Origin of the sequence: Streptomyces sp. NPDC006516 (assembly GCF_040611875.1) — a bacterium.
Lineage (GTDB): Bacteria > Actinomycetota > Actinomycetes > Streptomycetales > Streptomycetaceae > Streptomyces.
Window position 1 is genome coordinate 1,211,739 of sequence record NZ_JBEXPD010000002.1, and the last position, 16,633, is coordinate 1,228,371.

Here is a 16,633-nt window from a genome sequence, read left to right on the forward strand (position 1 = left end):
TATGCGATGCTCGGCGATGTGGAGACCAACACCGTCAGCCCCGTATTCGTCGGCCGGGCCGCCGAACTGGCCGCGCTCACCGACACGCTGGCCCGCGCCGGCGCGGGCGAGCCGCAGGCGCTGCTCGTCGGCGGCGAGGCTGGGGTCGGCAAGACCCGGCTGGTCGAGGAGTTCCTCGACGCGGCCTGCCGCCGGGAGGCGGTGGTGGCCGTCGGCGGCTGTGTGGAGATCGGGGCCGACGGCCTGCCCTTCGCTCCGTTCGCCACCGCTCTCCGGGCCCTGCGCCGGGCGCTGCCGGAGGAACTGACCGAGGCCCTGGCCGGCCAGGAGGGCGAACTCGCGCGGCTGCTGCCCGAGTTGGGCGAGGCCGAGCGGGCGGCGAACGACGAGCACGGCACCGCCCGTCTCTTCGAGCTCACCGCCCGGCTGCTGGAGCGGGTCTCCGCCACCCGCACGGTCGTCCTCGTCCTGGAGGACCTCCACTGGGCCGACGCCTCCACACGCCATCTGCTCGCCTACCTCTTCCGGACCCTCCGCAGCGGCCGGCTCGTCGTCATCGCCACGTACCGCGCCGACGACGTCCACCGCCGTCACCCCCTGCGCCCGCTCCTGGCCGAGCTGGACCGGCTCCGCACGGTCCGCCGCATCGAGCTCGACCGGTTCAGCCGCGCGGAGGTCGGCCGCCAGCTCACCGGCATCCTCGCGGTGCTCCCCGACGCGGCGCTGGTCGACGACATCTTCGACCGCTCCGACGGCAACGCCTTCTTCGTCGAGGAACTCGCCCGCAGCATGGAGTGCTGCGGCGGCGACAGCTCCGGCCTCTCCGACTCGCTGCGCGACCTCCTGCTCGTACGCGTCGAGGCGCTTCCCGAACACGCCCAGCGGATCGCCCGCACCCTCGCCGAGGGCGGCTCCACGGTCGAACACCCGCTCCTCGCCGCCGTGGCGGGACTCGACGAGGACGAGCTCGACGAGGCGCTGCGCGCCGCCGTCGGCGCCAACCTGCTGCTGCCCGCGCCCGACACCGACGGCTACCGCTTCCGGCACTCCCTGGTCCGCGAGGCCGTCAGCGACGACCTGCTGCCCGGCGAACGCACCCGCCTCAACCGCCGCTACGCCGAAGCCCTCGAGGCCGATCCGTCTCTCGTGCGCGCCGACGAGCGCGCCGCACGCCTCGCGAGCTACTGGTACGCGGCACATGACCCCGCCAAGGCGCTCCCCGCCGTGCTCCAGGCGGCCGTCGCGGCGAGGCGCCGATACGCCTACTCCGAGCAACTGCGCCTGCTGGACCGGGCGATGGAACTCTGGGACGACGTCCCCGACGAGGTACGCGCCACCCTGCGCCCCCTCGACCACGCCGAGGTCTACCCGGGCTGCGCCGGAGATCACGGGACGAGTCCGCTGCGCTACCTCGACCTGATGGCCGAGGCGGCGGTGGCCGCCCGCTTCGGCGGCGACCGCGAACGGGCCCTGGCCCTGGCGAAGAAGGCCCTGCGGATCCTGAGCACGGAGACGGAGCCGCTGCGCGCCGCGTGGTTCTGGGTGCAGCGCTCCACCCTGATGCAGAGCCTCTCCAGGGGCGACGGCTGGCAGGAGCTCGCCACCGCCCAGGACCTGGTGCGCGGGATGCAGCCCTCCGCGGTGCACGCCGAGGTCCTGGCCGCCGCGGCGAGCTGGGGCGCCCTGCACAGACCCGGACCGGAGACGCTGACCGCCGCCGACCGCGCCGTCGAATACGCCCAGCTGGTCGGCGAGGAGTCCATCGAGCTCCAGGCCCGGCTCACCCGCGGCTGGCTCACGATCGACGCGGGCGGTGTCGAGGAGGGCCTCGCGGAGATGTACGGCGTGCGGGACCGCGCGGAGGAACTGCACCTGGTGGGGGTGATGAGCCGGGCCAGCATCAACCTGCCCTCTTCGCTCGAATCCACCGGCCGTTCCCAGGAGGCGGTGACGGCGGCCGATCACGGCATCGACATCTGTCACAGCCACGGACTGCCGGACTCCGAGGCCTGGGTGCGGGCCAACCAGGCCCAGTCCTACTTCTCGCTGGGCCGCTGGGAGGAGAGCCGGTCGGCCGTCGACGCCGCGGCCCCGCTGGCCCGCTCCCGCAAGGCGAGCGGGCTCGTCGCCTCCCGGCGTACGGATCTCGCCCTGGCCCGGGGGGACTTCGAGGAGGCGGAGGAGCAGCTCGCCCTGAACCGCCGCCATCTCGGCCTCCACGACCCGCAGCCGCAGCACCTGATCAGCCCGGTCCGGCACGCGGTGATCCTCGCCGCCCACCAGGGCCGGCTGTTCGACGCCCGGGCCGCGTTCGAGGCGCAGTCCGAGACCGGCCTGCCGCCGGGCACCCAGCGGTACTCCCTGCCGCTCCTGCACGCCGTCGCCTCGATCGAGGCCGACGCGCGAGGGCTGCCCGCCATGGAGGCCGGCCGCCCCGCGATCCTGGAGCGCGTCCGCCGCCACCTCAAGCAGCTGCCCACACTCGTGCCCGTATGGACCGCCTACGGAGTGCTGGTCGAGGCGGAACTCGCCCGTGCGGAGGGCGTGGACACCCCGGACCACTGGCGCCGGGCCGCCGAGGCGTTCGCCCCGCTCCAGCGGCCCTACGAGCTGGCCCAGGTCCGCCACCGCTGGGCCGAGGCGATCCTCGTCGCGTCCGGCGACCGGGCTCCGGCGGCGCACCTCCTGCGCGCGGCCCACACGGTGGCGTCACACCTCGGGGCGCGACCGCTCGCCGAGAGCATCGAACTGCTGGCCGGCCGGGCCCGCGTCGCGCTGGCGGGGGCGGGCGAAGAGGCGGCACAGGACGAGGCGTCCGAGCCCGGCCCGGCCGTGGACGCCATCGGGTCCTTCGGGCTGACCTCACGGGAGCAGGAGGTGCACCAGCTGGTCGCCGCGGGTTACACCAACCGCCGGATAGCGGAGGAGCTGTACATCTCGCCCAAGACCGCGAGCGTGCACGTCTCCAACATCCTGGCCAAGCTGAGCGTCTCCAGCCGCGGGGAGGCGGCGGCCCTGGCCCACCGCCTCCGGCTGTACGCGCCGAGCTGAGCCCGGGCCGGCCCGGGCTCGACAGGCCCACGGCTCCCCGCGGGCGCGGTTCCGGGCGCACTCCGGTCTCGTGCCGGTGCCCCCGCCGGCGCACCTCCCCGGTGAGCCGCTACCGCACCTTCAGGAGCAGGATCCGGTCGTCGCCCGCCTTCGGGGCGCCCCGGCCGTCCGTGTTGCTCGTGACCAGCCACAGGGTGTCGCCCCCGGCCGCGAGCACCGTACGAAGCCGGCCGTACTTCCCCTTCAGGAACGCCTGAGGCGCCGCCAGGGGTTTCCTGTCCGCCTCGCCCGACAGCGGGATCCGCCAGAGCCGCTCGCCTCGCAGGCCCGCCATCCAGACCGACCCCTCGGCGTACGCGATGCCGCTCGGCGACGCCTCCGACGTCTTCCACTGGGCCACGGGGTCGACGAAGCCGGACGTGCCCTGCCGGCCCTCGGCCTCGGGCCAGCCGTAGTTCCTCCCGGGCTCGACGCGGTTCAGCTCGTCCCAGGTGTCCTGGCCGAACTCGGCTGCCCAGAGCTGCTTCTGGCGGTCCCAGGCCAGGCCCTGCACATTGCGGTGCCCGTAGGTGTACACCACCGAGTCGGCCTCGGGATTGCCGTGTACGGGTTCCCCGTCGGGCGTCATCCGCAGGATCTTGCCCGCCAGGGACTCCTTGTCCTGGGCGAGTCCGGTGTCCCCCGTCTCACCCGTGCCGACGTACAGCATGCGGTCGGGCCCGAAGGCGATGCGCCCGCCGTTGTGCACCGCGCCCTTGGGGATCCCGCGCAGGATGGTGTCCGGCGCGCCCAGCCGCTGCCCGGCGGGCTTGCTCTCGTCGTACAGCAGGCGCGCGACGCGGTTGTCGGACTCGGTCGTGAAGTACGCGTAGATCAGATGGTCCGCGCCGAACGTCGGGGCGACCGCGAGTCCGAGCAGACCGCCCTCGCTCGCGGGGGAGACCCCCGGCACCGACCCGAGCAGCGTCTTCTTGCCGCTCTCCCCGTCGACCAGGGTGATCGTCGCCTCGTCACGTGAGCCGACCAGCAGATCACCCCCGGGCAGCGCCGCCAGGCCCCAAGGGGAGGCGAGACCGTCCGTGAGCGTCTTCACCACCTCGACCGAGCCCTTGGCCGGAGCGAGGTCCGCCGAAGGGCTCGCGGATACCGCGGGGGAGGACGCGGTGCCCGCCGCGGACGGGGCGGAACTCTCGTCCGTCGCGCCGCCGTCGTCGGACGAGCAGGCGGACAGCAGGAGGGAGGCCGAGGCGAGCAGGGCCACCACCCCCTTGCGCAGCACGGGAGTTTGCACAGCACCGAATCCTTTCGACGGTCGCACGACTACTGTTCTTACCCCGCCGATCCGCCCGGAGTTCCCGATCTCGCCAATTGCCCCGCCACGGGTCAGTCCCACGACCCGCGGGCCGGTGGCAGTGCGGCGATCTCGGCCAGGTCCGCGTCGGTCAGCGTCAGCCGCGCCGCCTGCGCGTTCTCCACGGCCCACCGCTCGTGCTTCGCGCCGGGTACGGGCACCACATGGCGGCCCTGCCGCAGGACCCACGCGAGGGCCACCTGCGCGGGGGTGGCGCCGTGCCGCTCCGCGATCCGCCGCAGCCCCACCACGACCGGCTGGTTGGCCGCCATCATCTCCGCCGTGAAGCGGGGATGCCTGGCCCGCGGGTCGTCCGGCTCGAAGCCCTGGCCCGGTTTGAGCGTCCCCGTCAGATAGCCGTTGCCCAGCGGCATCGCGGCCAGTACCCCCACACCCCGGGCCGCGCACCACGGCAGCAGGTCCTCCAGCGCCTGCGGCGACCACACGGAGAGCTCCGCCTGGACCGCGCTCACCGGAAAGACCTGCTGCACCCGCTCCAGCTGCCGGACGGTCGCGTCGTGCATCCGCGCTCCCCGGCCGCGGCCGGCACGCGCGCCCACCGCACAGAGCCCGAGCGCCCGCACCTTGCCGGCGGTCACCAGGTCCGCCATCGCACCCCAGGTCTCCTCGACCGGGACCTCGGGATCCGCCCTGTGCAGCTGGTAGAGATCGATCACATCGGTCTGCAGCCGCCGCAGCGACGCGTCGCAGGCCCGGCGCACATAGCCAGGGCGCCCGTTGGCCACGATGTGCTGGTCACCCACCAGCAGACCGCACTTGGTGGAGAGGAACGCCTCGGAGCGGCGGCCCTTGAGCGCCCGCCCGACGAGGAGTTCGTTGGTGAAGGGGCCGTACATGTCGGCGGTGTCGAGCAGTTGGACGCCCGCGTCCAGTGCGGCGTGCACCGTGCGCACCGAACGGTCACCGCGCTGCTGCGACGTGCTGTAGGCCCAGCTCATCGGCATACAGCCCAGCCCGACCGCACCCACGGCGAGCGCCGCCGCACCGATAGTCCTGCGCTCCAACTCCCCGAACCCTCCCTCGGCCCCATGATCACAGGCCCACCAGCACCCCAAACTAGCCTCTGCCGCTCCTGACCCTTCGCATAGCCTCCTGACCATGACTTCCACACCTGCCACCGACGTATGGATGCCGTTCGCGGCCGAGGACATCGACGGACTCCCCGAGGGTCTCAACTACAGGTTCTGGGACGGCGGCCGGGACTACCCCGCGGACCCGTCCGGCTGCGCCTTCTACGTCGTTCCGTACATGAAGGGCGCCGACGTCGCGGTCCGGCCGCTCGGCGAGATGGGCGCCGTCCAGGTCGTCCAGACCCTCTCCGCCGGCATCGACCACGTGGAGCCGGGGCTCTCCCTCCTGCCCGCCGGGGTGCGGCTGTGCAACGCCAAGGGCGTGCACGAGGCATCGACCGCGGAGCTCACCCTCGCGCTGATCCTCGCCTCGCTCCGGGGCATCCCCGGCTTCGTGGAGGGCCAGGACAAGGAGGAGTGGCGCTCCGGCTTCTATCCGGCCCTCGCCGACAAGTCCGTTCTCGTCGTGGGCTACGGATCGATCGGCTCGGCCATCGAGGACCGGCTCGAACCCTTCGAGTGCGCGCGGGTGGTACGCGTCGCACGCTCCGCACGTACCACTGCGCGCGGCCCCGTCCACGCCATCGACGCATTGCCCGCACTGCTGCCCGAGGCCGACATCGTCATCCTGTCCACCCCGCTGAACCCGTCCACACAAGGGCTGGTGGGCTCCGGTTTCCTCGCCGCGATGAAGGACGGCGCCCTGCTCGTGAACGTCGCGAGGGGCTCCGTCGTGGACACCGACGCCCTGTTGCCGGAGCTCGAGTCCGGGCGGCTGCGTGCCGCGCTGGACGTGACCGATCCGGAACCGCTGCCCGCCGGTCACCCGCTCTGGCATGCTCCCCACACGCTGATCAGTCCGCATGTGGGCGGCAGCACATCCGCGTTCCTGCCCCGGGCCAAGCGTCTGCTGGCCGGACAGCTCACCCGGTTCGCCGCGGGGGAGCCGGTCGCGAACCTCGTCCTCACCACCGGCTGAACACGCTGTGAACCGGATCAGCAGCTCTCCGTACCGGCAACACGGCAGGTCGTCACGGAGAGTAGAGAAGCTATGTCCCTGAGTGACGGCTCTGGTGTATCGTCCACATGAGGGCAGTGCCGTGGAAGGGGCGGCGCCGGGGCGGCAGAGGAACGCGAGGGGGCGACGGGCGATGTGCGGCCGATGGAGAGACGGGACGAGCGGGCAGGGCGCGCGAGAGCGGCCGGTGGTGCCGGGACCGGCTCGTGGAGCTCTCCGGTGAGCGCCCCCGGGGCCCTGCTCTCCGGGCGGGCGGCCACCGGACAGAGTGCGGGGCTGCGTTCCCGGCTCGCCCTCGCCGCGGTCTGCGCCGGATACGCGGTGGGTGCGGCCTTCGGTTGGGGCTCACCCGAACTCGCGCTCTTCATGGGCGACTTCGGCCTCAGCGTCGCCGCGCTGATCGCCGCGGTGTCCTGCTTCCTTTACGCCCGCGCCGGCGGCATCCGGTTCCGGCCCGCCTGGTTCCTCTTCTCGCTCTCCTCGGCCATGGCTGCCGGAGGCAACGCGGTCTGGGGGTGGTACGAGGTGGTGCTGGGCCGCTCCGTGCCCACCCCGTCCCTCGCGGACCTGTTCTTCCTCTGCTTCGCCCCGCCCGCCATCGTCGGGCTGCTCGTCCTCGCCAAACGTCCTGTGACCAGGGCCGGATGGGTCTGCCTGGTGCTGGACGCCTGGCTGATCGGCGGCTCCCTGCTGACGCTCTCCTGGAGCCTCGCGCTCGCCCACACCGCCCACGTCGCCAACGCGGCGGGAGTGAGCGTGGCCAGGGCTGCGCTCTCGCTGGCCTACCCGCTCCTCGACATCGTGCTGGTGTCCATGGTCCTCGCCCTGCACTTCAGGCGGTTCAGCGCGAACCGCTCCTCGGTGAACACCGCGATCGCCGGTCTGGCCCTGACCGTGCTGTGCGACGCCCTGTTCACCGCCCCGCTGCTCCGCTCGGCGTACCAGTCGGGCCAACTCCTGGACGCGGGCTGGTTCGCCGGTTCGCTGCTCCTCGCGTACGCCCCCTGGGCCGCCAGGCGCGGCGAGGACAACGCTGTCGAGTCCGACGCCCGGACGCCGCCCGCCAGCCGCCCCATCGCCGGGTCCCTCGCCGCGCTCACGCCCTACCTGGCCGCCGCGGTCTGCACGCTAGGAATCCTGTACAACGTGGTGGAGGGCCGCAGGATCGACGGGGTCGTCGTCCTCACCGGCTGCACGGTCGCCCTCGCCCTGGTCGTCCGGCAGGCCATCATGCTGCTCGACAACATCTCGCTCACCCAGGAACTGGCCCAGAAGGAGAACCACTTCCGCTCCCTGGTCCAGGGTTCGAGCGACGTCATCATGATCGCTGAGCCCAACGGCGTCCTGCGCTACGTCAGCCCCGCGGCGGCGGGTGTCTACCGCCGGGACGCCGAGGACCTGATCGGGACGGAGCTGTCGTCGATCATCCATCCCGAGGATCTCGGGGGAGTCGTCCACGAGCTGCGGCGCTTCCTCGCCGCCTCCCCCCGCGAGGAGCCGACCACCCGCATCGAGTGCCGCTTCGGCTCGGGCACCGGTGACTGGCTGCACGTGGAGTCCACCGTCAACCGCCACCAGGGCGGCCTCCTCCTCAACAGCCGTGATGTGACCGAGCGGGTCAGACTGCAGGCGCAGCTCCAGCACAACGCCGAGCACGACCCCCTCACCGACCTGCCCAACCGCGCCCTCTTCACCGCTCGGGTGGGACAGGCGCTCGGCGGACGCCGGGCCGGGGACCCGGGCACCGCCGTGCTCTTCATCGACCTCGACGGCTTCAAGGCGGTCAACGACTCCATCGGCCACCAGGCGGGCGACGAACTCCTCGTCCAGGCCGCCCGGCGCCTCCAGGAATCCGTACGGGCCTCGGACACCGCCGCGCGCCTCGGGGGCGACGAGTTCGCCGCGCTCATCGTCGGCGACGGCACCCGCGACCAGGCCGCCCGGGAGTACCAGGTCCACGAGATCGCCGACCGGCTGCGTCTCAAGCTCTCCCAGCCGTACCGGATCGGCACGGGAGAGGTGCGGGTGGCCGCCTCCATCGGGGTCGCCTTCGCGGAGCCCTCCATCACACCCAAGGACCTCATGCGCAACGCAGACCTCGCCATGTACCGCGCGAAGGCGGGCGGCAAGGACCGCGTCGAGCTGTACGCCCCCCAGATGCAGGCCGACGTCGTGCGCCGCTCGGAGCTCGCGGCCCGGCTCCGCACCGCGCTCCGCGAGGGCGAATTCGCGCTGCTCCACCAGCCCGTGGTCCATCTGGCCAGCGGCACGGTCGCGGCCGTCTCCGCACAGGCGCGCTGGCGCTCCACCCAGGGGCTCCTGTTCACCCCCGCCGAATTCCTCCGCGTGTCCGAGGGCGGCGACCGCGCCGCGGAGCTGGGCAGCTGGCTCCTGGAGGAAGCCGTGGAGCAGGCGGCCGACCGGGCCAGGGCCGGGCATCCCGTCTCCGTCTCCGTGCGGGTGTCGGCCGCCAGACTCCTGGACCGGACCCTGCCCCCCGGTTCCGTGGAGGCGCTGCTGACGCGGTACGGGCTGCCCTCGGGCGCGCTGATGATCGAGGTGGCCGACAGCGACCCCCGGATCTCCTTCGACGAGCTGGAACAGCGGCTGGTCGCGCTGAGGCGCCTCGGTGTACGGATCGCACTCGACGGCTTCGGCAGCGGGTACGCCGCCGTCAACGCGCTGCGCCGGCTGCCCATCGACGTACTGAAGCTCGACCGGTGCCTGGTGGAGGGCGTCGTGGAGTCCGCGAGACTGCACAAGATCACCAGTGGTCTGCTGCGCATCGCAGGGGATCTCGGCATGCAGTCCGTGGCCGACGGGGTCGACGTACCCGAGCAGGTGCGCGCCCTGCGGGCCATGGGGTGCACGCACGGCCAGGGGATGGCCTTCAACGGGCCGTTGGACGAGTACCGGCTGCGACGCACCCTGATCCGCGGGAAGTACCCCGTCCCGGGCATCGGGCCGACCGCTCAGCCGGTGCTCGCGGGCGGCTCGATCCCGCTCCAGAGCCGCTCACATGATGAGACTCCCGTCCCACCCACTTGACACCGCACGCGTGCCGGAGAGAGGGTCAATGCCATGCGCACCCGAATTCTCGTACTTGGAAAGCGCGTCGGCTGAAGCAGGGTCACTCATGGACACCTTGCAGACCGCACCGGCGCGCTCCCCTCGCTTGCCTCACGGCACGAGGGGTTTTTTGTTGCACCGGGACCTCTCAAAACCCCACAAACACACCGCATAAACCCTCAGCTTCGAGAAGAGAATGCCGATGACCGAGCAGGCCACCGGGGCCCAGCACCCGCAGCCGCGGGCCCGTAACGGCGGACCGTCCTCCGCCTCCGTTGAGCACCTCACGGGCGCGCAGTCCCTCATCCGTTCTCTCGAGGAAGTCGGCGCCGACACCGTATTCGGGCTCCCCGGCGGCTGCATCCTCCCGGCGTACGACCCGCTGATGGACTCCACCCGGGTCCGCCACATCCTGGTCCGCCACGAGCAGGGCGCCGGGCACGCCGCCACCGGTTACGCGCAGGCCACCGGCAAGGTCGGCGTCTGCATGGTCACCTCGGGCCCCGGTGCGACCAACCTGGTCACCCCGATCGCCGACGCCGCCATGGACTCGGTCCCGCTGGTCGCGATCACCGGCCAGGTGGCCTCGTCCGCCATCGGTACGGACGCCTTCCAGGAAGCCGACATCTGCGGCATCACCATGCCGATCACCAAGCACAACTTCCTGGTCACCCGCGCCGAGGACATCCCGCACACCATCGCCGAGGCCTTCCACATCGCCTCCACCGGCCGCCCGGGCCCCGTCCTCGTCGACATCGCCAAGGACGCGCTCCAGGCGAGGACCACCTTCAGCTGGCCGCCGGTGATGGACCTGCCTGGCTACCGCCCGGTCACCAAGCCGCACGCCAAGCAGATCCGTGAGGCCGCCAAGCTCATCACCCAGGCCCAGCGCCCGGTGCTGTACGTCGGCGGCGGCGTCATCAAGGCCGGCGCGACCGCCGAGCTGAAGGTCCTGGCAGAGCTCACCGGAGCGCCCGTCACCACCACCCTGATGGCGCTCGGCTCCTTCCCCGACAGCCACCCGCTGCACGTGGGAATGCCCGGCATGCACGGTTCGGTCACCGCAGTCACCGCGCTGCAGAAGGCCGACCTGATCGTCGCGCTCGGGGCCAGGTTCGACGACCGCGTCACCGGCAAGCTGGACAGCTTCGCGCCGTACGCCAAGATCGTCCACGCGGACATCGACCCGGCGGAGATCGGCAAGAACCGTGCCGCCGACGTCCCGATCGTCGGTGACGCCCGGGAGGTCATCGCCGACCTCGTGCAGGCGGTCCAGGCCGAGCACACCGAGGGCAACGCGGGCGACTACAGCGCCTGGTGGAAGGACCTCAACCGCTGGCGCGAGACCTACCCGGTCGGCTACGACCTGCCCGAGGACGGCAGCCTCTCGCCGCAGCAGGTCATCGAGCGCATCGGCGAGCTGGCCCCGGAAGGGACCATCTTCACCGCCGGCGTCGGCCAGCACCAGATGTGGGCCTCGCACTTCATCCGGTACGAGCAGCCCGCCACCTGGCTCAACTCCGGCGGCGCGGGCACCATGGGCTACGCGGTCCCGGCGGCCATGGGAGCCAAGGCAGGCATGCCGGAGCGCGCCGTCTGGGCCATCGACGGTGACGGCTGCTTCCAGATGACCAACCAGGAACTCACCACCTGCGCGCTCAACAACATCCCGATCAAGGTCGCGATCATCAACAACGGCGCGCTCGGGATGGTCCGCCAGTGGCAGACCCTGTTCTACAACCAGCGGTACTCCAACACCGTGCTCCACTCCGGCGCGGACACGGACGGAGTCCCCGCCAAGGGCACCCGCGTCCCGGACTTCGTCAAGTTGTCCGAGGCCATGGGCTGTTACGCGATCCGCTGCGAGGACCCGGCCGACCTGGACAAGGTCATCGCCGAGGCCAACGCGATCAACGACCGCCCGGTCGTCATCGACTTCATCGTCCACGAGGACGCCATGGTGTGGCCGATGGTCGCCGCCGGCACCTCCAACGACGAGGTCATGGCAGCGCGCGGCGTCCGCCCCGACTTCGGCGACAACGAAGACGACTGAGAGACAGAGAGAGACCGACTCCATGTCCAGCAAGCACACGCTCTCCGTCCTGGTCGAGAACAAGCCGGGCGTCCTCGCCAGGATCACGGCCCTGTTCTCCCGGCGCGGCTTCAACATCGACTCGCTCGCGGTCGGTACCACCGAACATCCCGACATCTCACGCATCACCATTGTCGTGAACGTCGAGGGCCTGCCCCTGGAGCAGGTGACCAAGCAGCTCAACAAGCTGGTCAACGTCCTGAAGATCGTCGAACTCGAGCCCACCGCAGCGATCCAGCGGGAGCTCGTCCTGGTGAAGGTCCGCGCAGACAACGAGACCCGCTCCCAGATCGTCGAGATCGTCCAGCTGTTCCGCGCCAAGACCGTGGACGTCTCCCCGGAGGCCGTCACGATCGAGGCGACCGGGGGGGCCGACAAACTGGAGGCCATGCTCAAGATGCTGGAGCAGTTCGGCATCAAGGAGCTCGTCCAGTCCGGCACCATCGCCATAGGGCGCGGCGCGCGCTCGATCACCGACCGTTCCCTGCGCGCTCTCGACCGTACGGCGTAACCCTCAGGGACCCCTCGCCGCTCGTATGGCGAGACCCGGCAACGTACCCCACGCACCCCGCCGTACGGTGGGACGCAACACCTGCACACCAAGGAGAAGACCCAGTGGCCGAGCTGTTCTACGACGACGATGCCGACCTGTCCATCATCCAGGGCCGCAAGGTCGCGGTTCTCGGCTACGGCAGCCAGGGCCACGCCCACGCGCTGTCGCTGCGTGACTCGGGTGTCGACGTCCGTGTCGGTCTGCACGAGGGTTCGAAGTCCAAGGCCAAGGCCGAGGAGCAGGGCCTGCGCGTGGTGACCCCGTCCGAGGCGGCAGCCGAGGCCGACGTCATCATGATCCTGGTCCCGGACCCGATCCAGGCCCAGGTCTACGAGGAGTCCGTCAAGGACAACCTCAAGGACGGCGACGCGCTGTTCTTCGGCCACGGCCTGAACATCCGCTTCGACTTCATCAAGCCGCCGGCCAACGTCGACGTCTGCATGGTCGCGCCCAAGGGCCCGGGCCACCTCGTCCGCCGTCAGTACGAGGAGGGCCGCGGCGTCCCGTGCATCGTGGCCGTCGAGCAGGACCCCTCGGGCAAGGGCCTGGAGCTCGCGCTCTCCTACGCGAAGGGCATCGGCGGCACCCGCGCCGGCGTCATCAAGACCACCTTCACCGAGGAGACCGAGACCGACCTGTTCGGTGAGCAGGCCGTCCTCTGCGGTGGCACCGCCGCCCTGGTCAAGGCCGGTTTCGAGACCCTGACCGAGGCCGGCTACCAGCCGGAGATCGCGTACTTCGAGTGCCTCCACGAGCTGAAGCTCATCGTGGACCTCATGTACGAGGGCGGCCTGGAGAAGATGCGCTGGTCCATCTCGGAGACCGCCGAGTGGGGCGACTACGTCACCGGCCCGCGCATCATCACGGACGCCACCAAGGCCGAGATGAAGAAGGTCCTCGCCGAGATCCAGGACGGCACCTTCGCCAAGGCGTGGATGGCCGAGTACCACAACGGTCTGCCCAAGTACAACGAGTACAAGAAGGCCGACAGCGAGTCCCTGCTGGAGACCACCGGCAAGGAGCTCCGCAAGCTCATGAGCTGGGTCGACAACGAGGACGCCTGAGTTCTCGCCGGGGGCGGGTCCGCGCGGACCCGCCCCCGGCACCAGGCCGGCCTCACTCCCGTGTCACTGCGGGGGAGGTGGGTGGCAGCGAAGCGCGGCCGTACGTCTGTACAGACCGTCCACCCCGTGCGGGTGATCCTTCCACCGGGGCGCAGTATGTGCCCGGCCGCATGACTACACTCTCAACAACACATACACGCGTCAGGGCCCACAGTGTCGTGCGTCTTCCACGCGGCTAGCCCCTCCACCGCCTGCGGCCGTCGGGACGGCCGTCCGCACTGGACTTGTGAGGACTCACGTGAGCTCGAAACCTGTCGTACTCATCGCCGAAGAGCTGTCGCCCGCCACGGTCGACGCTCTGGGTCCGGATTTCGAGATCCGGCACTGCAACGGCGCGGACCGCGCCGAACTCCTCCCCGCGATCGCCGACGTCGACGCGATCCTGGTGCGCTCCGCGACCAAGGTCGACGCCGAGGCCATCGCCGCCGCGAAGCAGCTCAAGGTCGTCGCCCGGGCCGGCGTCGGTCTGGACAACGTCGACGTCTCCGCGGCCACCAAGGCCGGTGTGATGGTCGTCAACGCGCCGACCTCCAACATCGTCACCGCCGCCGAGCTGGCCTGTGGTCTGCTCGTCGCCACCGCGCGCAACATCCCGCAGGCCAACACCGCCCTGAAGAACGGCGAGTGGAAGCGCTCCAAGTACACGGGTGTCGAGCTCAGCGAGAAGACCCTCGGCGTCGTCGGCCTCGGCCGCATCGGCGTGCTGGTCGCGCAGCGCATGTCCGCGTTCGGCATGAAGATCGTCGCGTACGACCCCTACGTGCAGCCCGCGCGCGCCGCGCAGATGGGCGTCAAGCTCCTCACTCTGGACGAGCTGCTCGAGGTCTCCGACTTCATCACGGTGCACCTCCCCAAGACCCCCGAGACGCTCGGCCTGATCGGCGACGAGGCGCTGCACAAGGTGAAGCCCTCGGTGCGCATCGTCAACGCCGCGCGCGGCGGCATCGTCGACGAGGAGGCGCTCGCCTCCGCCCTCAAGGAGGGCCGGGTCGCCGGCGCCGGTCTGGACGTGTACACCAAGGAGCCCTGCACGGACTCCCCGCTCTTCCAGTTCGACCAGGTCGTCTGCACCCCGCACCTCGGTGCCTCCACCGACGAGGCGCAGGAGAAGGCGGGCATCGCGGTCGCCAAGTCCGTCCGTCTGGCCCTCGCCGGTGAGCTCGTGCCCGACGCGGTCAACGTCCAGGGCGGCGTGATCGCCGAGGACGTACGTCCCGGTCTGCCGCTCGCCGAGAAGCTCGGCCGGATCTTCACCGCGCTCGCGGGCGAGGTCGCGGCCCGTCTCGACGTAGAGGTCTACGGCGAGATCACCCAGCACGACGTGAAGGTGCTGGAGCTCTCCGCGCTCAAGGGCGTCTTCGAGGATGTCGTCGACGAGACCGTCAGCTACGTCAACGCCCCGCTCTTCGCGCAGGAGCGCGGTGTCGAGGTCCGCCTCACCACCAGCTCCGAGTCGCCGGACCACCGCAACGTGGTCACCGTCCGCGGCACGCTGTCGAGCGGCGAGGAGGTCGCGGTCTCCGGCACGCTGGCCGGCCCCAAGCACCTCCAGAAGATCGTCGCGATCGGTGAGCACGACGTCGACCTGGCGCTCGCCGACCACATGGTCGTCCTGCGCTACGAGGACCGCCCCGGCGTCGTCGGCGCGGTCGGCAAGATCCTCGGCGAGGCCGGGCTGAACATCGCCGGTATGCAGGTCTCGCGGCAGGACGCGGGCGGCGAGGCGCTGGTCGTCCTCACCGTCGACGACACCATTCCGCAGTCGGTCCTGACCGAGATCGCCGAGGAGATCGGTGCCACCTCGGCCCGTTCGGTGAACCTCACCGACTGATCCGCAGTCGTGCGACAGCCCGCGCCCGGGCGCAGATTCCGATCTGCGCCCGGGCGCGGGCCGTTCGGGCCCCGGACGGGGTCTAGAGCGTGTCTCTTTGATGGGCTGGCCAGTTGATCGGATGTGTCTGTCCGATTGGTGATCACCGATGCGATGTGGGACCGGATCGAACCGTTGATGCCGGCCGATCCGGCCCGTGGGCGACGGTGGGCTGACCACTGCCGAACCCTTGAGGCCATTGCGTGGAAGTACCGCACCTGCTCGCCCTGGCGGGACCTGCCCAGCGAGCTCGGGTCTTTTCAGACCGCTCACAAGCGTTTGATCAGGTGGGCCGTGGACGGCACGTGGGAACGCATCTTCGCGGCACTACTTGCTGCGGCGGATGAGGGTGACGATATGGACTGGACAGTCTCTGTGGACTCCACTGTCTGCCGGGCTCACCGACATTCGGCCGGAGCCAGGAAAAGGGGGCGCCCGGCCGGTCGGAGCCTGAGGATCACGCGCTCGGACGTTCCCGTGGCGGGCTGAGCACGAAGGTCCACTTGGCCGGTGACAGCCGGGCCCGTCCTCTGGGCATCCACGTCACCGCCGGCCAGGCTGGTGACGCGCCGGCCTTCGAGGCGGTCATGGCCAGGATTCGGATCCCGCGCAGCGGACCCGGAAGGCCAAGAACCCGCCCGACAACCGTCCTGGCGGATCGCGCCTACTCGTCCCGCGCGATCCGTGGACACCTTCGTCGCCGAGGCATCCGGGCTGTCATCCCGCAGCCCGCAGACCAGATCGGTCACCGCCTGCGGCGAGGCCGTGCCGGAGGCCGCCCACCCAGCTTCGACGCCGCGAAATACAAGGAGCGCAATGCCGTCGAGCGGTGCATCGCCCGCCTCAAGCAGTGGCGCGGCCTGGCCCTGCGGACGGACAAACTAGCCATCGCCTACCAGGCCGCACTCCACGTCGCGTCCATCCTTCTCTGGGCGCGGCAGTGACATGACTGCGGAAGCTACAGGCCCAAGCTTGAGACGAAGCCTGAGAAAGTAGGTGCTACGACCCTCCACTGGCACAGAAGTGGGTCCGTCCAGAAGTCACTGCCGACGATGCGGGGATCTGAGGGGTCAGTCCGGTAGTCGAGAGCCAAGGCGCCGTCATCACCGGGGTTGCGAGTGGTGGCGATCAGCACTGCCTGGTCAACGTCAAGCCAAGGAAGTTCGAGCGGGGCGACGCTTCTGCTTCCGCGTGCCTGGCGAAAGAAGGCGGAGTGCGGATCATCGGCGAACATGTCCATCGATTGGGACGCGTACGCCATCTGCTCGGGGTTCGACACGAAGCCAAGTGGGTCCTTGAACCACGGAATGGCCTTCGCCAGCACCACATCGCCCGGGTGACGCCAGAGGTCGCGATCGATGAGCGACGTCAGCAGGGCGGGCAGAGCAAGTCCACGGACTATCGAAGGCTCCAT

The 16,633-nt window shown here is 70.8% G+C and carries 11 protein-coding genes; 8 read left to right on the forward strand and 3 right to left on the reverse strand.

The features are described 5' to 3' along the window. The first annotated feature begins 6 nt into the window (after positions 1 to 6). Positions 7 to 3,051 carry an AAA family ATPase gene (locus ABZY45_RS11685; RefSeq protein ID WP_356738572.1) on the forward strand — a complete coding sequence of 1,015 codons (3,045 nt, stop codon included), beginning with the start codon at positions 7 to 9 and terminating at the stop codon, positions 3,049 to 3,051. A gap of 109 nt (positions 3,052 to 3,160) precedes the next feature. Here ABZY45_RS11685 and ABZY45_RS11690 read toward each other — a convergent pair whose 3' ends face one another. Together ABZY45_RS11690 and ABZY45_RS11695 are read right to left on the reverse strand one after the other, a co-directional pair. After that, complete coding sequence (locus ABZY45_RS11690; RefSeq protein WP_356738574.1) at positions 3,161 to 4,342, reverse strand: PQQ-dependent sugar dehydrogenase; 1,182 nt, start codon at positions 4,340 to 4,342, stop codon at positions 3,161 to 3,163. A gap of 92 nt (positions 4,343 to 4,434) precedes the next feature. Continuing rightward, positions 4,435 to 5,427: an aldo/keto reductase gene (locus ABZY45_RS11695; RefSeq protein ID WP_356738576.1), complete on the reverse strand. Its 993-nt coding sequence runs from the start codon at positions 5,425 to 5,427 to the stop codon at positions 4,435 to 4,437. Between the two features lie 94 nt (positions 5,428 to 5,521). On the opposite strand from ABZY45_RS11695, the gene ABZY45_RS11700 reads away from it, so the two are divergent. From ABZY45_RS11700 to ABZY45_RS11730, 7 genes are all read left to right on the forward strand, one after another. Next, the gene (locus ABZY45_RS11700) at positions 5,522 to 6,472 is read left to right on the forward strand and encodes a 2-hydroxyacid dehydrogenase (protein WP_356738578.1); all 951 of its coding nucleotides are present in this window, start codon (positions 5,522 to 5,524) and stop codon (positions 6,470 to 6,472) included. Between the two features lie 258 nt (positions 6,473 to 6,730). Further along, a complete protein-coding gene (locus tag ABZY45_RS11705; protein WP_356738580.1) occupies positions 6,731 to 9,559 on the forward strand; it encodes an EAL domain-containing protein in 2,829 nt (942 codons plus the stop codon). Positions 9,560 to 9,776: 217 nt separating this feature from the next. Beyond that, entirely contained in the window at positions 9,777 to 11,633 is a 1,857-nt protein-coding gene (locus tag ABZY45_RS11710; protein WP_356738582.1) for an acetolactate synthase large subunit, read from the forward strand. 22 nt (positions 11,634 to 11,655) lie between these two features. Continuing rightward, positions 11,656 to 12,183: an acetolactate synthase small subunit gene (ilvN, locus tag ABZY45_RS11715; protein WP_103760243.1), complete on the forward strand. Its 528-nt coding sequence runs from the start codon at positions 11,656 to 11,658 to the stop codon at positions 12,181 to 12,183. Positions 12,184 to 12,287: 104 nt separating this feature from the next. Beyond that, a complete protein-coding gene (gene ilvC, locus ABZY45_RS11720) occupies positions 12,288 to 13,289 on the forward strand; it encodes a ketol-acid reductoisomerase (protein WP_356738585.1) in 1,002 nt (333 codons plus the stop codon). A 298-nt stretch (positions 13,290 to 13,587) separates the two neighbouring features. Continuing rightward, positions 13,588 to 15,180: a phosphoglycerate dehydrogenase gene (gene serA, locus ABZY45_RS11725; RefSeq protein WP_356738587.1), complete on the forward strand. Its 1,593-nt coding sequence runs from the start codon at positions 13,588 to 13,590 to the stop codon at positions 15,178 to 15,180. Between the two features lie 123 nt (positions 15,181 to 15,303). Then, positions 15,304 to 16,163, forward strand: a protein-coding gene (locus tag ABZY45_RS11730; RefSeq protein WP_356738589.1) for an IS5 family transposase whose coding sequence is annotated in 2 segments (ribosomal slippage) — positions 15,304 to 15,655 and positions 15,655 to 16,163 — 861 coding nt in all. Because the reading frame shifts where the segments join, the coding sequence is not laid out codon by codon here. 14 nt (positions 16,164 to 16,177) lie between these two features. Here the strand turns inward: ABZY45_RS11730 and ABZY45_RS11735 are convergent. Beyond that, positions 16,178 to 16,633 (reverse strand): hypothetical protein, encoded by a 456-nt coding sequence (locus ABZY45_RS11735; protein ID WP_356738591.1) that lies wholly within the window; start codon positions 16,631 to 16,633, stop codon positions 16,178 to 16,180.